The sequence below is a fragment of the Candidatus Mycobacterium wuenschmannii genome, assembly GCF_030252325.1.
Lineage (GTDB): Bacteria > Actinomycetota > Actinomycetes > Mycobacteriales > Mycobacteriaceae > Mycobacterium > Mycobacterium wuenschmannii.
Genome location: NZ_CP126981.1, coordinates 1,427,775 through 1,446,978, shown reverse-complemented (window position 1 = coordinate 1,446,978; position 19,204 = coordinate 1,427,775). Strand labels below are relative to the sequence as shown.

Here is a 19,204-nt window from a genome sequence, read left to right as displayed (position 1 = left end):
ATACCGCTGGCGCGCACCAGGTCATCGTGCCAGACCGCGATCGCGCCGGTGCCACTACAGCGGCAGCGCGCGCCCCAGAATCGCGAAAGCCCGTGGGTCGCCGGTGAAGTGGTAGCCGCGGATTACGTCGAAGAACCCCAGCCGCCGGTACAGCCGCCAGGCCCGGTTCCCCTCGCCGTTGGTCTCCGGCGTCGAGAGCAGCACGTTGGACTCGCTGCGCTCCGAGAGCAGCCGACGGGCCAGCGCCTCGCCGAGGCCTTGGCCCTGGGCGCGGGGAGCGATGTGCAACTCGGTCAGCTCGAAGTAGCTGGCCATCAGCTTGCTGATTTCGGGGTCGGGATAACCGCTGCGCTGCAGGCCGGCCACCACCTGCTGCTGCCACCACTGGTCCGGGGCCCCGCAGTAGCCGTAGGCGACCCCGAGCAGCGGCGCGTCGCTCAGCTCGTTTGACGACGGCTCGGCGCCCGCGGGGGCGTCCACCTCGACCGCCGCCACGGCCTGCCAGCCGCGGCGTCGAGTGTGCTCGAGCCACATCGCCGCGCGCTGATTCTCTGTGCCGGGCGGGTAGTGCATGGCATCGACATACACACCCAGGGCCTCGGAGAGCCGTCGCTGCATGTCCTGCGGCGGCAGGTTGATGAGGAACGTCACCAATGTGCGATCTCCTCTTCGATGGTCCAGTGCGGGGCGCCATCCCATTATCGGGGCGACCGCGAAACGTCGAACGCCGACCGGGGCTATTACAATCGGCAGGCGAAGCGGTGGTAACGCGCAGATTGACCTCGTATCATTCTTATTAGTTGTCCCCGCGGCGGACACCAGCGTGCTATCGGTAGTGACGTGACAGATTTTCGGCAAGGAGGGACGAATGCCACTCTCCGATCATGAGCAGCGGATGCTCGACCAGATCGAGAGCGCTCTCTATGCCGAGGACCCCAAATTCGCCTCGAGCGTTCGTGGCGGCGGATTGCGCGCGCCGACAACCAGGCGACGCTTCCAGGGAGCTCTGCTGTTCGTCGCGGGCATCGCGCTGCTGATCGGTGGCATTCCGTCGAAAACGGTCTGGATCGGCTCGTTTCCGGTCCTGTCGCTGCTCGGCTTCGTGGTCATGTTCGGCGGCGTCGTCTTCGCCATCACCGGCCCGCGGGTCGCCGGCCGGGGCGAGCGTCCGGGGCCTGCGGCGGCGGCGCGCCAGCGGCGCAGCAAGAATGCCGGCGGGTCGTTCACCAGCCGGATGGAAGACCGGTTCCGCCGCCGCTTCGAGGAGTAGCGGAGGAGAACACACGAAGGGCAGCCAGGCGGCTGCCCTTTTTTTGTGCCCCACTGACAGCTCTGCTGGCGGGCCCAAGCATAGGTGGCGACCCACTTCGCCCCACCATCGTTGATATCCGCAGTTCAACGCCCTGATTTCGGCACCACTCGGGGCGTCGGTGGCCGCACCTTTCGCCGTGCAGTGGCTGGAAACCTGCAGAAACGACACCGTTCGGTGACATTCGTGTCGTTAAATGGAGCGAAGTGGGGGATTGTGGGGTATCGTGGGCGAAGTCGAAAGGCATGGAGGTAGCCAGATGTTTCTCGGCACCTACACGCCAAAACTCGACGACAAAGGGCGGCTCACGTTGCCCGCCAAATTCCGCGACGCACTGGCAGGGGGGTTGATGGTCACCAAGAGCCAAGACCACAGCCTCGCCGTCTACCCGCGGGCCGCCTTCGAGGACCTCGCCCGCAAAGCCAGCCAGACGTCGCGAAGCAATCCCGAAGCGCGGGCGTTCCTGCGGAACCTCGCCGCCGGAACCGACGAACAGCACCCCGATGCGCAAGGCCGAATCACCTTGTCGGCCGACCACCGCCGCTATGCAAGCCTTTCCAAGGACTGCGTCGTCATCGGATCCATTGACTACCTGGAGATCTGGGACGCAGCGGCCTGGCAGCAGTACCAAGAGACCCACGAAGAGAACTTCTCCGCAGCCAGCGATGAAGCACTCGGCGACATTATCTGAGGCGCGTGCCCGTGCACCGTGGCCTCTGCCCGAACCGACCCTGACGTACTTCCCCAACGCCAGGTTCGTGCCGTCGGACAGGGACCTCGATGCAGCGGCCGGCCGCATCGGTCACCGCCCATGCCGAGCCGCCCACCAATTCTCTCGTCGGGAAGGTATCGACATGCCTGACGCCACAGGTGGTTTCGGCCATGTGCCCGTTCTGCTCGACCGCTGCTTCGATCTGCTGCGCCCGGCCCTGACCCGCCGGGCCGCCGACGGATCGGGCGCGGTGCTCGTCGACGGCACACTCGGAGCCGGCGGGCACGCCGAACGCTTCCTCACCGAACTCCCCGGTCTGCGACTGATCGGTGTCGACCGCGACCCCACCGCTCTCGACATCGCGCGCGACCGGTTGTCCCGATTCGCCGATCGGCTCACCCTGGTGCAGGCCCGGTATGACGACGTCGAGATGGCGTTGGCCGAATCCGGCTACGAATCAATCGAATCCGTCGACGGCATGCTGTTCGACCTCGGCGTCTCGTCCATGCAACTGGACCGGGTCGAGCGCGGCTTCTCCTACGCGCAGGACGCCCCGCTGGACATGCGGATGGACCCGACCTCGCCGCTGACCGCCGCCGAAATCCTCAACACCTACGACGAGCGCGAGATCAGCGACATCCTGCGCCGTTTCGGCGAGGAGAAGCTGGCCCGCCGCATCGCCGCGCACGTCGTCCGACGGCGCGAGCGCACACCGTTCGTCACCACCGCGGAGCTGGTTGAGGTTATCTACCAAGCGGTTCCGGCGCCGGCCCGCCGCACCGGGGGCCACCCCGCAAAGCGGACCTTCCAGGCATTGCGGATCGCGGTCAACGGCGAACTGGACGCGTTGAGCGCCATGCTGCCCACGGCCATGGACGCCCTGGCAGTCGACGGGCGCATCGTGGTGATGGCCTATCAGTCGCTGGAAGACCGCATCGTGAAGCGGGTCTTCGCCGAGGCGACCACCTCGAGCACGCCCTCGGGCCTGCCGGTCGAATTGCCTGGACACGCAGCGCGATTCACGTTGCTGACCCGCGGCGCCGAACGCGCCGACGACCCGGAAGTCGAGCGAAATCCCCGCAGTGCGGCGGTGCGATTACGCGCCGTCCAACGGGCGCAATCGAATTCGAACGTAGCGAGGAAGGGAGGCTCATGAAAGCCAAGCGCCCAGCGCAACCGCCCCGCGCCGGCGAACGGCGTGGCGGACAGGCGAGCGCGTCCCGCAAGCCGGGCCAGCGCGCCGGTAAGCCCGCCGGAAAACCGACCGCGCCGGCCCGGGAGCCCCGCACGTCGCGGTCGGCCCCGCAGACCTCGCCGGTCGCCCGGCCGGTAGTCCGCCCGGCCCGGGCGAAGAGTGCCAACCAGGCCAAGGCCCGCGCCAAGGCGCGGAAGGCCAAGGCACCCAAGGTTATTCGTCCGCCACTGCGCGAGCGGCTGCTCAACCGACTGCTCGCGATCGACCTGCGACCGCGCACGCTGGCGGCCAAGGTTCCGTTCGTCGTGCTGGTCATCGGCTCACTCGGCGCCGGACTCGGGCTCACGCTATGGCTGTCCACCGACGCCGCCGAGCGCTCCTACCAACTGGGCAGTGCCCGGCAGCGCACCGAGTTGCTGCAGCAGGAGAAGGAAGCGCTCGAGCGTGACGTGCAGCAGGCACAGTCCGCACCGGCGCTGGCCGAGGCGGCCCGCGGCCTGGGCATGATCCCCACCCGCGACACCGCACACCTGGTGCAGGACCCCGCCGGCAACTGGGTGGTGGTCGGCACTCCCAAACCCGCGCAAGGTGTTCCGCCGCCACCGCTGAACAGCAAGCTGCCCGACGAGAAGCCGGCCGCGCCGCAGGCTCCGCCCGTCAACGCCGTCGAGGTCCCCGCACGGGTGCTGCCCGGCATCGGCGCTCCGGCCGTTCCGCTGGCGCCGGGTCCCGACGGCCTGGTCCGCAGCCCCGACGGTGCGACCACGTTGGGGCCCGAACACCTGCCGTCGCCCGACGGGCCGTTGCCGATGCCGGGTGCCGGACCGGGTCCCGTGCCGGGCATGCCGGTGCCGGGAGTGCCGCTGGCGCCGGGAACGCAGCCGCTGCCGACTGCGCCCGCTGCGCCGATCGTTCCGCTGGTGCAGGTGCCGGCGATCGCCCCCGTCGCGCCGGCACCGCTGGCCGGTCCGGTACTGCCGCCGGCCGCGCCGGTAGCACCGGTGCCCCCGGCCGGCGTGGCACCCCCGCCCGTGGCGTCCTCGCCGGCAGACTTACCAGGTATGCCGCATCATCTCGCGCCCGCCGGTCCGCTGGTCGGCGAACAGTTCGGTCCGCTGACGGTCACCCCGCCCGGCGCACCGCGATGAAGCGACCGGCCCAGCCCCACAAGCCAACTCGGCCCAAGGCTGGCGCTCCGCTCCGTTCGGCGCGCGAGCGCCGCACCCGCCAGGCGGTCGAAATCGGAAGCCGTGGAGCGTCTTTCGTCTTCCGGCACCGGGTCGGCAACGGCGTCATTTTCCTGGCTCTGGTAATCGCCGGGGCGCAGCTGTTTTACCTGCAGGTGCCCAAGGCCGCCGGGTTGCGGGCCGAGGCCGCGGGCCAGTTGAAGGTCACCGACGTCTCGAAGGCGGTTCGCGGCAGCATCGTCGACCGCAACAACAATCAACTCGCCTTCACCATCGAGGCCCGCGCGTTGACGTTCCAGCCGAAGCGCATCCTCAAACAGCTCACCGAGGCCAAGCAGAAGAACGCGAAGGCCCCCGATCCGCAAAAGCGGTTGAACGAGATCGCTAAGGACGTGGCGACCCGGCTCAACAACAAGCCGGACAAGGCCACCATCCTGAAGAAGCTGCGCAGCGACGAGACGTTCGTCTACCTCGCCCGCGCCGTCGACCCGGCGATCGCCACCACGATCACCCGCAAATTCCCCGAGGTCGGCGCGGAGCGCCAGGATCTGCGCCAGTATCCCGGGGGATCGCTGGCCGCCAACGTGGTCGGCGGAATCGATTGGGACGGGCACGGTTTGCTCGGCTTGGAAGATTCGATGGACGCCGAGCTGGCCGGCACCGACGGCTCGGTGACCTACGACCGCGGCTCGGACGGGGTCGTGATCCCGGGCAGCTACCGCAACCAGCACCACGCGGTCAACGGCGCGACGATCCAGCTGACCATCGACGACGACATCCAGTTCTACGTCCAGCAGCAGGTGCAGCAGGCCAAAAACCTGTCGGGCGCCCGCAACGTCTCGGCTGTCGTGATGGACTCGAAAACCGGTGAAGTGCTGGCGATGTCGAACGACAACACCTTCGACCCGTCCCAGGACATCGGGCGTCAGGGCGACAAGCAGCTGGGAAACCCCGCGGTGTCGTCGCCGTTCGAACCCGGGTCGGTGAACAAGATCATCACCGCCTCGTCGGTGATCGAGTACGGCCTGTCGAATCCCGATGAGGTGCTACAGGTTCCGGGCTCGATCAACATGGGCGGGGTGAACGTGCACGACGCCTGGGAGCACGGTGTCGCGCCCTACACCACCACCGGGGTGTTCGGTAAGTCGTCGAACGTGGGGACGCTGATGCTCGCGCAACGCGTCGGGCCGCAACGCTACTTCGACATGCTGGAGAAGTTCGGCCTCGGTCAGCGCACCGGCATCGGCCTGCCCGGCGAGAGCGCGGGTTTGGTGCCGCCGATCGGACAGTGGTCGGGCAGCTCGTTCTCCAACCTGCCGATCGGACAGGGCCTTTCGATGACGCTGGTGCAGATGGCCGGCATGTACCAGGCGATCGCCAACGACGGTGTGCGGATGCCACCGCGGATCATCAAGTCCACCGTCGGCGCGGACGGCACGCGCACCGACGAGCCGCGCCCCGAAGGCGTCCGGGTGGTGTCGCCGGAGACCGCGCGTACCGTGCGCAACATGCTGCGCGCCGTCGTGCAACGCGACCCGACGGGGGTGCAGCAGGGTACCGGGCCGGCCGCCGCGGTCGAGGGTTATCAGATCGCCGGCAAGACCGGCACCGCGCAGCAGATCAACCCGGCGTGCGGCTGCTACTACGACAACGTCTACTGGATCACCTTCGCGGGCATGGCGACCACCGACGACCCGCGCTATGTCATCGGCATCATGATGGACAACCCGGCCCGCAATGCCGATGGCACGCCGGGTCACTCGGCGGCGCCGCTGTTCCACAACATCGCCGGCTGGCTCCTGCAGCGCGGCAACGTTCCGCTGTCTGCCGACGCCGGTCCGCCGCTGACGCTGCAAGCTGGCTAGCCACCGCTGAGTTGCGCCCGGCCGCCCGCCGCTGTTATGGGGGACTCACATAGCAAGCGGGAGGCGACGGTCATGGTGTCAGGCAAGCAATTTCGGCTCGACTTCAAGCAGTTGGCGCTACGTGTGGCGTCGGATGCGTCGCGGCGATCGCTGACCGATGTTGGGGATCATGCGCTGACTCTGGACAACGACGCGGCGACGCGGGCGGCACACCGATGACGTTGACGGTGGCCGACATAGACCGGTGGAACTCAGCGGCCGTGCGCGAGGTGTTTCGGGCCGCGAGTGCGCGCGGGCAGGCCACGCTGGACGCGGCGCGTCAGCTCGGCACGCTCGCGGTGTTCGACACCTGGGAGGGCGCGACCGCCGAGGCCCGCAAGCACGCCAACGCCGGCCTCCGGGTCGACCTCGACGCCCACGGCAACGAGGCGCTGGCGGTGGCTCGCGCGGCCGAACAGGCCGCCGACGGTATCGATCGGGTGCAGTCGGAACTGCGCGCGCTGCGCCACGACGCCGCCGCGCTGCACATGGCGATCGACGTACACACCGACGCCTTGGTACCGGTTGTGAATTGCCTTGCCCTGGAGGCGGTTATCGCCGGAATGCAGCTGCAGCCGATGCTCGATGCCATCCTCGCCGCCGCCACCGCGATCGACGACGAGTTGGCGGCCGCTATCGACATGGCCGACGGTGACGCCGCGATCGTGGTCGACGACGCACCGCCGGTGGGCCCGCCGGGACTGACCCCCACCCAGCGGCAGGACGCCGCCAACCGGGACCGGCTGCGGGAAGATCGGGCCAGGTTGCAGGCACGCATCGACGACCTGACCCGCACTCTCGGCGGGCCGAACAGCCTGCGCGACATCCCCGTTCAGCTCGAGGCGGCCCGGTCCCGGCTCGTGGAGCTCGACGCCGTCGACACCGCTCTCGGCCGCGCGCCGCAGACCTACCTGACCGAACTCGACATCCCAGCCGATCCGCGCCGAAAGGTCACCGCCGCAGTGGCCGTGGGCAATCCCGACACCGCGACCGGTATCTCGGTGACGGTGCCCGGACTCGGTTCCAGCGCCAGGGATTCGCTGCCCGGCATGGTGGCCGAGGCGCGCATCCTGCGTAACACCGCGAATGGAGAACTGCGCCGCCTCGGGCGCGCGGGCTCGGTGGCGACCATCGCGTGGGTGGGCTACGACCCGCCGCCCGACCCGCTCGACACGAACAGCCCGCGCGACTACTGGCGCACACTCAGCGACGCCCAGGCGCGTTCCGGCGCAACGGCATTGGCGCCGTACTTGCAGCGGCTACACGCCGGCAACCCCGCCGCGCACCTGAGCCTGTTCGGTCACAGCTACGGATCGCTGACCGCGTCGCTGGCTCTGCAGCGACTGCACTCGCAGGGACTGCATCCGGTCGACGAGGCGGTGTTCTACGGGTCGCCGGGGCTGGGTCTGTCCGACCCCGGACGGCTCGGCTTGGCGAGCGGGCACGCGTTCGTCATGAAAGCCCCACCCGGCGGCGACTGGATCACCGAATTGGCGCCGCTGGCGCCGCTGCACGGCTGGGGCGCCGATCCGTATGCCGGGATGCTGCCCGAGCTGTCGTCGCAGTCCGGCACCAGTCCCGACGGCGTTCGGCGTGAAGGTGTGCACAACCATTCCGCCTATGTGCAGCCGACGATAAGACCGGGCGGCGAGCCGCTGCTGAGAATGTCGGGATACAACCTCGCGGTGATTGCCGCTGGGATTGCCGCCCTACCCGACGGGAGAGAGCAGTTGATGATGGCGCCGACGTTGCTCGCCCCCTATCCGCATCCGGGGCGACGTTGACGGCCCGGCCGCGCGCGATCCTGACCTGGATTTTGGCGGCGCTGACGGTGCCCGGCGCGGCGTTCGTGCTGCTGTTCGGCTTCGCGGCGGCGATGGGCACCGACCGCTGCGCCTACGAGGACTGCCCTCGGATGGGTCCGCCCGGCCCGGTGCTGACGCTGCTGGTGTTCGGCGCGCCGCTGGTCTCGGTGGCGACCATCGTCGCGACGGCCCGCTGTGCGCAACGCCGGTGGGGCTTCGCGATTCCGTTGGCGGCGTTCGCGCTGTTCGGCATCGATGTCGTGGTGCTCTACCAGTCGTTCAAGCCGTGACGGCGTTCGGCGCGGGCGTGCGCGCTCGATAGGGTGTCAGGGCTTGATCGGGCCCGACGGAGGTGAGTGCGTGCTGCGTCCTACTTCTGTCGTGGGTGTCCCGCTGTCGGAGTTGGCGGCCCAAGTGGGCGCGGTTTCCGCCGAAGGCGGCGCCGGGTCCGATCTGCAGATCACCGGTGTGACGCTGCGGGCCCAGGACGTGCAGCCCGGTGACCTGTTCGCGGCGCTACCGGGAGCGACGACGCACGGCGCCAGCTTCTACGGCGACGCGGTCGAACGCGGTGCCGTCGCGGTGCTCACCGACGCCGACGGGTTGGCGCAGATCAACCCTGACGCCGGATCGATGGCAGTACTGGTGCACCCGCAGCCCCGCGGCGTGCTGGGGGAGATCGCCGCCACCGTCTACGGCCACCCGTCCGAACGTGTCGCGGTCATCGGCGTCACCGGCACCTCGGGCAAGACCACGACGACCTACCTGATCGAGGCCGGCCTGCGCTCGGCCGGCCGCTCGGTGGGCCTGATCGGCACCGTCGGCCTGCGGATCAACGGCGAGGACATCCCCAGCGCCCTGACCACCCCCGAGGCGCCGGCGCTGCAGGCCCTGCTCGCGGCGATGGCCGAGCGTGGCGTCGACACCGTGGTGATGGAGGTGTCCAGCCATGCGCTGACCCTGGGCCGGGTGGACGGCATCGGATTCGCGGTCGGCGCCTTCACCAACCTGTCCCGCGACCACCTCGACTTCCACCCGACGATGGAGGACTACTTCGACGCCAAGGCGCGACTGTTCGACCCGGCATCACCGCTGCGCGCCCGCCGCGCGGTGGTGTGCGTCGACGACGACGCCGGCCGGGCGATGGCCCACCGCGCCGACGTCGCGGTCACCGTCAGCACCAAGGGCCGGCCCGCCGACTGGCGCGCCGAGTCCGTCGAGGCGCGGGCCGGCGCTCAAGAGTTCACCGCGGTCGATCCGGCCGGTGTTCAGCACCGGCTGGGTATCGCTTTGCCGGGCGACTACAACGTCGCCAATTGCCTTGTCGCCCTGGCGGTTCTGGATGCCGTCGGGGTATCGCCCGAACAGGCGTCGGCCGGACTGCGGCAGACCCAGGTCCCCGGCCGGCTCGAGCGGGTCGACCGCGGGCAGAACTTCCTCGCCCTGGTCGACTACGCGCACAAGCCCGGCGCGCTGCACGAGGTGCTGCGCACGCTGCGCCGCCCGGCTAGCCGGTTGGCCGTCGTGTTCGGCGCCGGCGGCGACCGCGACCCGGGCAAGCGGGCCGAAATGGGCCGCGTCGCAGCCGAATTGGCGGACCTGGTGGTGGTGACCGACGACAACCCGCGCAGCGAGGACCCGGCCGCGATCCGCCGCGAAATCCTCACCGGCGCAACCGAAGCCAACACCGGGGCCGATATCGTCGAAGTCGGCGACCGGCGCGACGCGATCGAGCGTGCGGTGGCCTGGGCTGGCGCCGACGACGTCGTGTTGATCGCCGGCAAGGGCCACGAGACCGGTCAGACCCGCAACGGCCAGACGCAGCCCTTCGACGACCGCGTCGAACTCGCCACCGCGCTCGAGGCCCTGGAATGATCGACCTCACGGTGGCGCAGATCGCCGAGATCGTCGGCGGTCAGCTGGCCGGCATCTCCGCCGAGGACGCCGCCACGCTGCACGTGACCGGGACCGTCGAATTCGACTCGCGCAAGGTCACTTCCGGCGGGCTGTTCCTCGCGCTGCCGGGTGCCCGAGTCGACGGCCACGACCATGCCGTCGCCGCTGTCGAGGCCGGCGCGGTCGCCGTGCTGGCCGCCCGCCCGGTCGGCGTCCCCGCGATTGTCGTCGCTTCGGCAGGTCGTCGGCCCGACGCCAGGGGCGCTGGCGTTCTCGAACACGACACCGACGGTTCGGGCGCGGCGGTGCTGGCCGCGCTGGCCACGCTCGCCGCGGCGGTCGCGGCCGAATTGGTCGCCGGCGGACTGACGATCATCGGCATCACCGGCTCGTCGGGCAAGACGTCCACCAAAGACCTGCTGGCGGCGGTGCTCGCGCCGCTCGGTGAGGTGATCGCGCCACCCGGCTCGTTCAACAACGAACTCGGCCATCCGTGGACGGTGCTGCGTGCGACGCCCGCCACCGACTACCTGATCCTCGAGTTGTCGGCTCGTCACCCCGGCAACATCGCCGCGCTCGCCGCGATCGCGCCGCCCGCCATCGGGGTGGTGCTCAACGTCGGCACCGCTCACCTCGGCGAGTTCGGCTCGCGGGAAGTCATAGCCCAAACCAAAAGTGAACTGCCACAAGCTGTTCCGGCATCCGGAGTCGTGGTGCTCAACGCCGACGACCCGGCTGTCGCCGCGATGGCCGACGTCACCGCCGCCCGCGTGGTGCGGGTCAGTCGAAACTTCGAGGCCGACGTGTGGGCCGGGCCGGTCACGCTCGACGAGCTGGCCAGGCCGCAGTTCACCCTGCACGCGGGTGACGCCAGCGTCGAGATCCAGCTGGCCGTGCACGGCGACCACCACGTCAGCAACGCGTTGCAAGCCGCGGCCGTCGCGCTGGAGTGCGGCGCGACCCCCGCGCAGGTTGCGGCCGCGCTGGCCGGCGCCGGGCCGGTGTCGGGTCATCGGATGCGGGTCAGCACCCGCGCCGACGGGGTCACCGTGATCGACGACGCCTACAACGCCAACCCGGATTCGATGCGCGCCGGGCTGCAGGCGCTGGCCTGGATTTCGTCCGGGCCCGGGGCGAACGTCGCCGAAAAACGGAGAAGCTGGGCGGTGCTGGGGGAGATGGGCGAGCTCGGCGACGACGCGATATCCGAGCATGACCGCATCGGCCGGTTGGCGGTGCGATTAGATGTGTCTCGACTCATTGTCGTCGGAACGGGGAGGTCTATGAGCGCCATGCACCAGGGGGCGGTCATGGAGGGCTCGTTCGGTGACGAGGCCGCGCTGGTGGCCGACGCCGACGCGGCCCTGGCCGTCCTGCGGGCTGAGCTGCGGCCCGGCGACGTGGTGCTGGTCAAGGCCTCCAACGCGGCGGGGCTCGGCGCGCTTGCCGATGCGCTGACATCCGACGGCGCGGGCGATACCCGATGATCGACATCCTGCTCGCCGTCGCGATCTCGCTGACGGTGTCGATTCTGCTGACCCCGATGCTGATCCGGCTGTTCAACCGGCAGGGCTTCGGCCACGAAGTCCGCGAAGACGGCCCGCCGAGTCACAAGACCAAGCGCGGCACCCCCTCGATGGGTGGGGTCGCGATCCTGGCCGGCATCTGGGCCGGTTACCTCGGCACCCACCTGGCCGGCCTGGCCTTCAACGGCAACGGCCCGTCGGCCTCGGGGCTATTGGTGCTGTTCCTTTCCACCACGCTGGGTGTTGTCGGGTTCATCGACGACCTGATCAAGGTCCGCCGATCGCGCAACCTGGGCCTGAACAAGACGGCCAAGACCATCGGGCAGATCACGGCCGCGGTCCTGGTCGGCATCCTCGTCCTGCAGTTCCGCAACGAGGCCGGCCTCACCCCTGGCACGTCGGACCTGTCCTACGTGCGCGAAATCGCCACCGTCACGTTGGCTCCCGCGCTGTTCGTGCTGTTCTGCGTGATCGTCGTCAGCGCGTGGTCCAACGCAGTCAACTTCACCGACGGGCTCGACGGCCTGGCCGCCGGCTCGATGGCGATGGTGACCGCCGCCTACGTGCTGATCACGTTCTGGCAGTACCGCAATGCGTGCGCGACGGCGCCCGGACTGGGCTGCTACAACGTCCGCGACCCGCTGGACCTGGCGATCATCGCCGCCGCGACCGCGGGCGCGTGTATCGGGTTCCTGTGGTGGAACGCGGCGCCCGCCAAGATCTTCATGGGCGACACCGGCTCACTGGCGCTGGGCGGGATCATCGCCGGCATCTCGGTGACCAGCCGCACCGAGATCCTCGCCGTGGTGCTCGGCTCGCTGTTCGTCGCCGAGATCGTCTCGGTGGTCGTGCAGATTCTGGCCTTCCGCACTACCGGACGCCGGGTGTTCCGGATGGCGCCCTTCCATCATCACTTCGAGTTGGTCGGCTGGGCCGAGACGACGGTGATCATCCGGTTCTGGCTGCTCACCGCGATCAGCTGCGGGCTGGGCGTCGCGCTGTTCTACAGCGAGTGGCTCGCGGCCACCGGCGGCGGATGAGCCTCTCGCTCGACGACCTGTCGGCCGGCGCGCGGGTACTGGTCGCGGGTGGCAGGGTGACCGGCCGTGCGGTGCTCGCCGCGCTCGCCGAGTTCGGTGCGGCACCAACGGTTTTCGACGACGATCCGGCGATCCGCCAGCAGGTCGAGCAGACCGGCACGCCGACCGTCGACTCCGTGACCGCCGCCGAGTGCATCGCCGACTACGCGCTGGTGGTCGTCAGCCCGGGCTTCGCGCCGACCGCGCCGATACCCACGGCCGCGGCGGCCGCCGGCGTCCCGGTGTGGGGGGACGTCGAGCTGGCGTGGCGGCTCGACCAGGCCGGCCACTACGGCCCGCCGCGGCGCTGGCTGACCGTCACCGGCACCAACGGCAAGACCACGACCACATCGATGCTGCAGGCGATGCTCGTCGCCGCCGGCGTGCAGAGTCGACTGTGCGGCAACATCGGCAACCCGGTGCTGGATGAACTGCACGAACCCGCCGACGTGCTGGCCGTCGAGCTGTCCAGCTTCCAACTGCACTGGGCGCCGTCGCTGCGACCCGAGGCCGGGGTGGTGCTTAACATCGCCGAGGACCACCTCGACTGGCACGGCACCCTGGCCGACTACGCCGCCGCGAAGTCCGGTGTGCTGCGCGGCCGAGTCGCGGTCGCCGGCCTCGACGACCCGGCCGCGACCGCGCTGCTGTCCCAGGCACCCGCTCCGATCCGGGTCGGCTTCAGGCTGGGTGAGCCCGCGGCCGGTGAACTCGGCGTCCGCGACGGCATGCTGGTCGACCGCGCGTTCGCCGACGGCGAGCCGCTGGCGCCGGTGGCGACCATCCCCGTGCCGGGCCCGGTGGGCGTGCTCGACGCCCTGGCTGCCGCGGCGCTGGCCCGCAGCATCGGGGTGCGCGCGGACGCGATCGCCGCGGCGTTGTCGACGTTCCAGGTCGGACGGCATCGCGCCGAGCTGGTCGCCGTCATCGATCAGGTGAGCTACGTCGACGACTCCAAGGCGACCAACCCGCACGCCGCCGAGGCGTCGCTGCTGGCCTACCCGCGGGCGGTGTGGATCGCGGGCGGATTGCTCAAAGGCGCCTCGGTCGACGAGACCGTGCGCAGGGTCGCGTCGCGGCTGGTCGGAGCGGTGCTGATCGGCCGCGACCGGGCGATGGTTGCGGAGGCGTTATCGCGACACGCACCGGATGTGCCCGTCGTACAGGTTGTGGCAGACGAGAATGCTGATATGCATGCGCCCGCTGAGTCTCCTGTTACGTATGTGACACCTCCATCGTCGGACGAGACTGTCGGCACTCGCGTGATGGCGGCCGCCGTGGCCGCCGCGCGCGACCTTGCCGGCCCGGGCGATGCGGTGGTGCTGGCCCCGGCCGGCGCCTCGTTCGACCAGTTCACCGGCTATGGCGAGCGCGGTGACGCGTTCGCGGCCGCGGTCCGCGCGACGCAGCGGTAGCGGCGGGTGAAAATCGCACTCGCCCGGTTCCTGCACCGGGGTAGCAAGGGCGACCAGGCGGCCGATGCCGCCGCGGAGGAGACGGCGAAGGACAAGCCCGCCAAGTCGACCCGCCTGTTCGCCGGCGAGTCGGGCACCCGCTTCGGGGCCTGGCTGAACCGGCCGATGACGTCGTTCCACCTGATCATCGCGGTGTCCGCGCTGCTGACCACGCTCGGCCTGATCATGGTGCTGTCGGCGTCGGGCGTCCGCTCCTACGACGACGACGGCTCGGCGTGGACGATCTTCGGCCGCCAGGTGCTCTGGACGATCGTCGGGCTTGGCGCCTTCTATCTCGCCCTGCGACTGCCGGTGTGGTTGATGCGCAAGATGGCGTTCACCGGCTTCGCCGTGACGATCGTCATGCTGGTGCTGGTGCTCATCCCCGGAATCGGTAAGGAAGCCAACGGATCCCGCGGCTGGTTCGTCATCGCCGGCTTTTCGATGCAACCTTCCGAGCTGACCAAGATCGCCCTGGCGATCTGGGGAGCGCACCTGCTGGCGGCGCGGCGGATGGAGCGGGCCTCGCTGCGCGAGATGCTGATACCGCTGGTGCCGGCCGCCGTCATCGCGCTGGCGCTGATCCTCGCCCAGCCCGACCTCGGGCAGACGGTGTCGATGCTCATCATCCTGCTGGGCCTGTTCTGGTATGTGGGCCTGCCGCTGCGGGTGTTCCTGAGTTCGCTGTTCGCGGCGGTCGTCGCGGCGGGGGTGCTGGCCGTGTCGGCCGGTTACCGCTCCGACCGGGTGCGCTCGTGGCTGGATCCGGGTCAGGACCCCCAGGACTCCGGCTATCAGGCCCGCCAGGCGAAGTTCGCGCTGGCCAACGGTGGAGTCTTCGGCGACGGCCTGGGTCAGGGCACCGCTAAGTGGAACTACCTGCCCAACGCCCACAACGACTTCATCTTCGCGATCATCGGCGAGGAGCTGGGTCTGGTGGGGGCGCTCGGACTGCTGGCGCTGTTCGGCCTCTTCGCCTACACCGGCATGCGGATCGCACGCCGGTCGGCCGACCCGTTCCTGCGACTGCTGACCGCCACGACCACGCTGTGGGTGATCGGCCAGTCGTTCATCAACGTCGGCTACGTGATCGGCCTGCTGCCCGTCACCGGCATCCAGCTGCCGCTGATCTCGGCGGGTGGAACCTCCACGGCGACAACGTTGTTGATGATCGGGATGATGGCCAACGCGGCCCGGCACGAACCCGAGGCGGTCGCCGCGCTGCGGGCCGGCCGCGACGACCGGATGACCCGCATCCTGCGGCTGCCGCTGCCGGAGCCCTACGCGCCGACCCGGGTCGAGGCGCTACGTGACCGGCTGCGCAGCAAGCCGCAGCCGAGCAAGCCGCCGCGTGCCGCCAACCGCAAGCCCGCCCGACCCCAAGCCGTGGATCGACGGGGTCAGCGGGCAGGGCATCATGTAGGCGGACAGCGGTACACCGGCCAGCGCCCACGTCAGGCGCACGGCCGCCGGGCATTGGAAGGTCAGCGCTACGGGTGAGCGACTCGGTCACAGGGTCATCGGCCATTGGGCCAACCGGGCAGGCGTCGTTGTCGGTTGTGCTCGCGGGCGGCGGCACAGCCGGCCATGTTGAGCCCGCAATGGCCGTCGCCGACGCTCTGGTCGGCCTCGATCCCAACGTCCGCATCACCGCACTCGGCACCGCCCGGGGCCTGGAGACGCGGCTGGTTCCCGAACGCGGTTACTCGCTCGAACTGATCACCCCGGTCCCGCTGCCGCGCAAGCCCACCGGCGACCTGGCCCGGCTACCGGCCCGGGTGCTGCGCGCGGTGCGGCAGACCCGCGCGGTGCTGAACAAGGTCGACGCCGACGTCGTGATCGGGTTCGGCGGCTACGTGTCGCTGCCCGCCTACCTGGCCGCTCGCGGCTCCGCCCGGCGCGGGAGGCGGGTTCCGGTCGTCATTCACGAGGCCAATGCCAGCGCCGGGCTGGCCAACCGGGTCGGGGCGCGCAGCGCGCAGCGGGTGCTGTCGGCGGTCCCCGATCCCGGCCTGCGGCACGCCGAGGTGGTCGGCGTGCCTGTGCGGGAGGCGATCACGTCGCTGGACCGCGCCGCGCTGCGGGCGGAGGCCAGGGCGCATTTCGGCTTCGCCGACGACGCCCGGGTGCTGCTGGTGTTCGGCGGGTCGCAGGGCGCCGCCTCGATCAACCGCGCGGTCGCCGCCGCGGCCGGTGAGCTGGCGGCGGCCGGCGTCGCGGTGCTGCACGCGCACGGCGCCAAGAACACCATCGATCTGCGCGACCCCGCGCCGGGTGACCCGCCCTACGTCGCGGTGCCGTACCTGAGCCGGATGGACCTGGCCTACGCCGCGGCCGACCTGGCGATCTGCCGCTCCGGGGCGATGACCGTCGCGGAGGTCACCGCCGTCGGCCTGCCCGCGGTGTACGTGCCGCTGCCGATCGGCAATGGCGAGCAGCGGCTCAATGCGTTGCCAGTGGTCAACGCGGGCGGCGGCATGCTGATCGCCGACGCGGACCTGACGCCGGGCTTCGTCGCCGACACGGTCGCCGGACTGCTCACCGACGACGAACAGTTGGCGGCGATGACGACCGCGGCGGTGCTGGTCGGCCACCCGGAGGCAGCCAGGCAGGTGGCACGCGTCGCGCTGGACGTCGCGCGCGCAGCGCGGGACGGGAGGCGCGCGAAAAGGGGCCGGAGTGCGCTGGACGTCGCGCGCGCAGCGCGGGACGGGAGAGCGCGCCGATGAGCCAGCCGCTGCCCCCCGAACTGCAGCGCGTGCACATGGTCGGAATCGGGGGAGCGGGCATGTCGGGCATCGCCCGCATCCTGCTCGACCGGGGCGGCCAGGTTTCGGGGTCCGACGCCAAGGAATCGCGCGGGGTGCGCGCACTCGAAGCGCGCGGTGCGCTGATCCGCATCGGCCACGACGCGTCGTCGCTCGACCTGCTGCCCGGTGGTCCGACGGCGGTGATCACCACCCATGCCGCGATCCCGAAGACCAACCCCGAACTCGTCGAGGCCCGGCGCCGCGGCATTCCGGTGGTGCTGCGCCCCGCCGTGCTGGCCAAGTTGATGGCCGGCCGGACCACGCTGATGGTCACCGGGACGCACGGCAAGACGACCACGACGTCGATGTTGATTGTGGCGCTGCAACATTGCGGTCGCGACCCGTCCTTCGCGGTCGGCGGTGAACTCGGTGAGGCCGGCACCAACGCCCACCACGGCAGCGGCGACTGCTTCGTCGCCGAGGCGGACGAGAGTGACGGATCGCTGCTGGAATACACCCCGAATGTCGCGGTGGTCACCAACATCGAGGCCGATCACCTCGACTTCTTCGGCAGCGCCGACGCCTATATCGCAGTATTCGACTCCTTCGCGGAGCGGATCGCCCCGGGCGGCGCGCTGGTGGTGTGCGTCGACGACCCGGGAGCGGCGGCACTAGCGGAACGCGTTGCGGCACTGGGCATTCGGGTTCTGCCGTACGGCTCGGCTGGTGACGGGCTGGCCGGGACGCTGCTGTCGTGGGAGCAGCACGGCACCGAGGCCGTCGCCCACATCAAGCTCGACGGCCAGGTTTTGGCGATGCGGCTGTCGGTGCCGGGCCGGCACATGGCGCTCAACGCGCTGGGTGCGCTGCTGGCCGCCGTCGAAATCGGTGCCCCCGTCGACGACGTGCTTGATGGGCTGGCCGGCTTCGAAGGCGTACGCCGCCGTTTCGAACTGATCGGAAACTCGGCTGCGGTACGGGTTTTCGATGACTATGCGCATCACCCGACGGAAGTCACCGCGACGCTCGCCGCGGTGCGGACGCTGCTGGAACAGGCCGGCACCGGACGGTCGCTGGTGGTGTTCCAGCCGCACTTGTATTCGCGCACACAAGCTTTCGCGACCGAGTTCGGTGCGGCGCTGAACGGCGCCGACCAGGTGTTCGTGCTCGATGTCTACGGCGCCCGCGAGCAGCCCATCGCCGGGGTGAGCGGTGCCAGCATCGCCGAGCACGTCCGCGTGCCGGTGCAGTACCTGCCCGACCTGTCTGCGGTGGCCGAGGCGGTCGCCGCGGCTGCCGAACCCGGCGACGTCGTCGTCACCATGGGCGCCGGTGACGTCACGATGCTCGCGCCCGAGATCGTCACCGCGCTGCGGGTACGGGCCAACCGCAGTGCGCCGGGGGCGTCGCGATGAGCGAGACGGACGACCCGACGCCCGACGAGGTGGCCGACGACGTCACCGGCGGCGAGCCGGTCATCGAGGCCGATCCCGACGCCGCGAACACCCCCGCTGCCGAGGCCGAGCCGGGGCAGGCCGACGAGCCCGTCGAGGGCCCACGGCGCCGCGAGCGTCGCGAACGCGCCGAGCGCCGCGAGGCCCAGGCTCGGGCCACCGCGATCGAGCAGGCCCGTCGCGAAGCCAAGCGGGCGGCTCGCGGCAAAGGGCCCGCCAGTGCCAAACCCGTTGCGCGCGGCCGGGTCCGGGGCCTGAAGCTGTTCCTGGTGTCGCTGCTGCTGACCGTGGCGGTCACCGGCATCGGCCTGCTCCTCTACTTCACGCCGGTGATGGCGGCGCGCGGCATCATCGTCAACGGCCTCGGCGCCGTGACCCGCGAGGAGGTGCTCGACGCCGCGCACGTCAAGCTCGGCACCCCGCTGCTGCAGATCAACACCGACGGCATCGCCGATCGGGTCGCCGCGATCCGGCGGGTGGCCAGTGCACACGTCCAGCGCGACTACCCGTCGGCGCTACTGATCACTGTGGTCGAGCGAATTCCGGTGGTGGTCAAGGACTTTCCCGACGGGCCGCATCTGTTCGATCGTGACGGCGTCGACTTCGCCACCGCGCCGCCGCCGCCGGCGTTGCCGTATCTCGATGTCGCGAACCCGGGCCCGGCGGACGCCACGACCAAGGCCGCGCTCGCGGTGCTGACCGCGCTGCGGCCCGAGGTGGTGGCCCAGGTCAGCCGCATCGCGGCCCCCTCGGTCGCGTCGATCACGCTGACCTTGGCCGACGGGCGCACGGTGATCTGGGGGACCAACGAGCGCACCGAGGAGAAGGCGCAGAAGTTGGCGGCCCTGCTGACCCGTCCGGGGCGCACCTATGACGTCTCCAGTCCGGACCTGCCGACGATCAGATAATTCCGTGTGGAGGGCGCTCCGCAAC

17 protein-coding genes are annotated in these 19,204 nt (G+C 70.3%); 16 read left to right on the top strand and 1 reads right to left on the bottom strand.

Annotation, left to right across the window (positions count from 1 at the left end; all coding sequences use genetic code 11):
- Nucleotides 1–54: 54 nt before the first annotated feature.
- Nucleotides 55–654: a GNAT family N-acetyltransferase gene (locus PT015_RS06995; protein ID WP_285189826.1), complete on the bottom strand. Its 600-nt coding sequence runs from the start codon at nt 652–654 to the stop codon at nt 55–57.
- 214 nt (nt 655–868) lie between these two features.
- Here PT015_RS06995 and PT015_RS06990 point away from each other — a divergent pair, with 214 nt between their 5' ends.
- The 16 genes from PT015_RS06990 to PT015_RS06915 all read left to right on the top strand — a co-directional run bounded on the left by PT015_RS06990 (nt 869) and on the right by PT015_RS06915 (nt 19,179).
- The gene (locus PT015_RS06990; protein ID WP_285189825.1) at nt 869–1,270 is read left to right on the top strand and encodes a DUF3040 domain-containing protein; all 402 of its coding nucleotides are present in this window, start codon (nt 869–871) and stop codon (nt 1,268–1,270) included.
- Between the two features lie 298 nt (nt 1,271–1,568).
- Complete coding sequence (mraZ, locus tag PT015_RS06985) at nt 1,569–2,000, top strand: division/cell wall cluster transcriptional repressor MraZ (protein ID WP_285190977.1); 432 nt, start codon at nt 1,569–1,571, stop codon at nt 1,998–2,000.
- Nucleotides 1,975–3,177, top strand: coding sequence for a 16S rRNA (cytosine(1402)-N(4))-methyltransferase RsmH (gene rsmH, locus PT015_RS06980; protein ID WP_390887946.1), 1,203 nt, complete (start codon nt 1,975–1,977; stop codon nt 3,175–3,177). Before mraZ ends, rsmH begins: the two co-directional genes overlap by 26 nt.
- Complete coding sequence (locus PT015_RS06975) at nt 3,174–4,364, top strand: hypothetical protein (protein ID WP_285189822.1); 1,191 nt, start codon at nt 3,174–3,176, stop codon at nt 4,362–4,364. Before rsmH ends, PT015_RS06975 begins: the two co-directional genes overlap by 4 nt.
- The gene (locus PT015_RS06970; protein ID WP_285189821.1) at nt 4,361–6,268 is read left to right on the top strand and encodes a peptidoglycan D,D-transpeptidase FtsI family protein; all 1,908 of its coding nucleotides are present in this window, start codon (nt 4,361–4,363) and stop codon (nt 6,266–6,268) included. Before PT015_RS06975 ends, PT015_RS06970 begins: the two co-directional genes overlap by 4 nt.
- 72 nt (nt 6,269–6,340) lie before the next feature.
- A complete protein-coding gene (locus tag PT015_RS06965) occupies nt 6,341–6,487 on the top strand; it encodes a hypothetical protein (protein ID WP_285189820.1) in 147 nt (48 codons plus the stop codon).
- Nucleotides 6,484–8,091 carry an alpha/beta hydrolase gene (locus PT015_RS06960; RefSeq protein WP_285189818.1) on the top strand — a complete coding sequence of 536 codons (1,608 nt, stop codon included), beginning with the start codon at nt 6,484–6,486 and terminating at the stop codon, nt 8,089–8,091. Before PT015_RS06965 ends, PT015_RS06960 begins: the two co-directional genes overlap by 4 nt.
- Nucleotides 8,088–8,402, top strand: coding sequence for a hypothetical protein (locus PT015_RS06955; RefSeq protein ID WP_285189815.1), 315 nt, complete (start codon nt 8,088–8,090; stop codon nt 8,400–8,402). Before PT015_RS06960 ends, PT015_RS06955 begins: the two co-directional genes overlap by 4 nt.
- Nucleotides 8,368–9,987, top strand: coding sequence for a UDP-N-acetylmuramoyl-L-alanyl-D-glutamate--2,6-diaminopimelate ligase (locus PT015_RS06950; RefSeq protein WP_390887945.1), 1,620 nt, complete (start codon nt 8,368–8,370; stop codon nt 9,985–9,987). The genes PT015_RS06955 and PT015_RS06950 overlap by 35 nt, the downstream gene beginning before the upstream one ends.
- Complete coding sequence (locus PT015_RS06945) at nt 9,984–11,495, top strand: UDP-N-acetylmuramoyl-tripeptide--D-alanyl-D-alanine ligase (RefSeq protein WP_285189812.1); 1,512 nt, start codon at nt 9,984–9,986, stop codon at nt 11,493–11,495. Before PT015_RS06950 ends, PT015_RS06945 begins: the two co-directional genes overlap by 4 nt.
- A complete protein-coding gene (gene mraY / locus PT015_RS06940; protein ID WP_285189811.1) occupies nt 11,492–12,574 on the top strand; it encodes a phospho-N-acetylmuramoyl-pentapeptide-transferase in 1,083 nt (360 codons plus the stop codon). Before PT015_RS06945 ends, mraY begins: the two co-directional genes overlap by 4 nt.
- Nucleotides 12,571–14,028 (top strand): UDP-N-acetylmuramoyl-L-alanine--D-glutamate ligase, encoded by a 1,458-nt coding sequence (gene murD / locus PT015_RS06935; RefSeq protein ID WP_285189809.1) that lies wholly within the window; start codon nt 12,571–12,573, stop codon nt 14,026–14,028. The genes mraY and murD overlap by 4 nt, the downstream gene beginning before the upstream one ends.
- A gap of 6 nt (nt 14,029–14,034) precedes the next feature.
- On the top strand, nt 14,035–15,567 hold the full coding sequence (gene ftsW / locus PT015_RS06930; protein WP_285189807.1) for a putative lipid II flippase FtsW: 1,533 nt from the start codon (nt 14,035–14,037) through the stop codon (nt 15,565–15,567).
- Nucleotides 15,564–16,796, top strand: coding sequence for an undecaprenyldiphospho-muramoylpentapeptide beta-N-acetylglucosaminyltransferase (gene murG, locus PT015_RS06925; protein WP_285189806.1), 1,233 nt, complete (start codon nt 15,564–15,566; stop codon nt 16,794–16,796). The genes ftsW and murG overlap by 4 nt, the downstream gene beginning before the upstream one ends.
- Nucleotides 16,793–18,232 carry a UDP-N-acetylmuramate--L-alanine ligase gene (murC, locus tag PT015_RS06920; protein WP_285189804.1) on the top strand — a complete coding sequence of 480 codons (1,440 nt, stop codon included), beginning with the start codon at nt 16,793–16,795 and terminating at the stop codon, nt 18,230–18,232. Before murG ends, murC begins: the two co-directional genes overlap by 4 nt.
- Complete coding sequence (locus PT015_RS06915; RefSeq protein WP_285189801.1) at nt 18,229–19,179, top strand: cell division protein FtsQ/DivIB; 951 nt, start codon at nt 18,229–18,231, stop codon at nt 19,177–19,179. The genes murC and PT015_RS06915 overlap by 4 nt, the downstream gene beginning before the upstream one ends.
- Nucleotides 19,180–19,204: the final 25 nt, after the last annotated feature.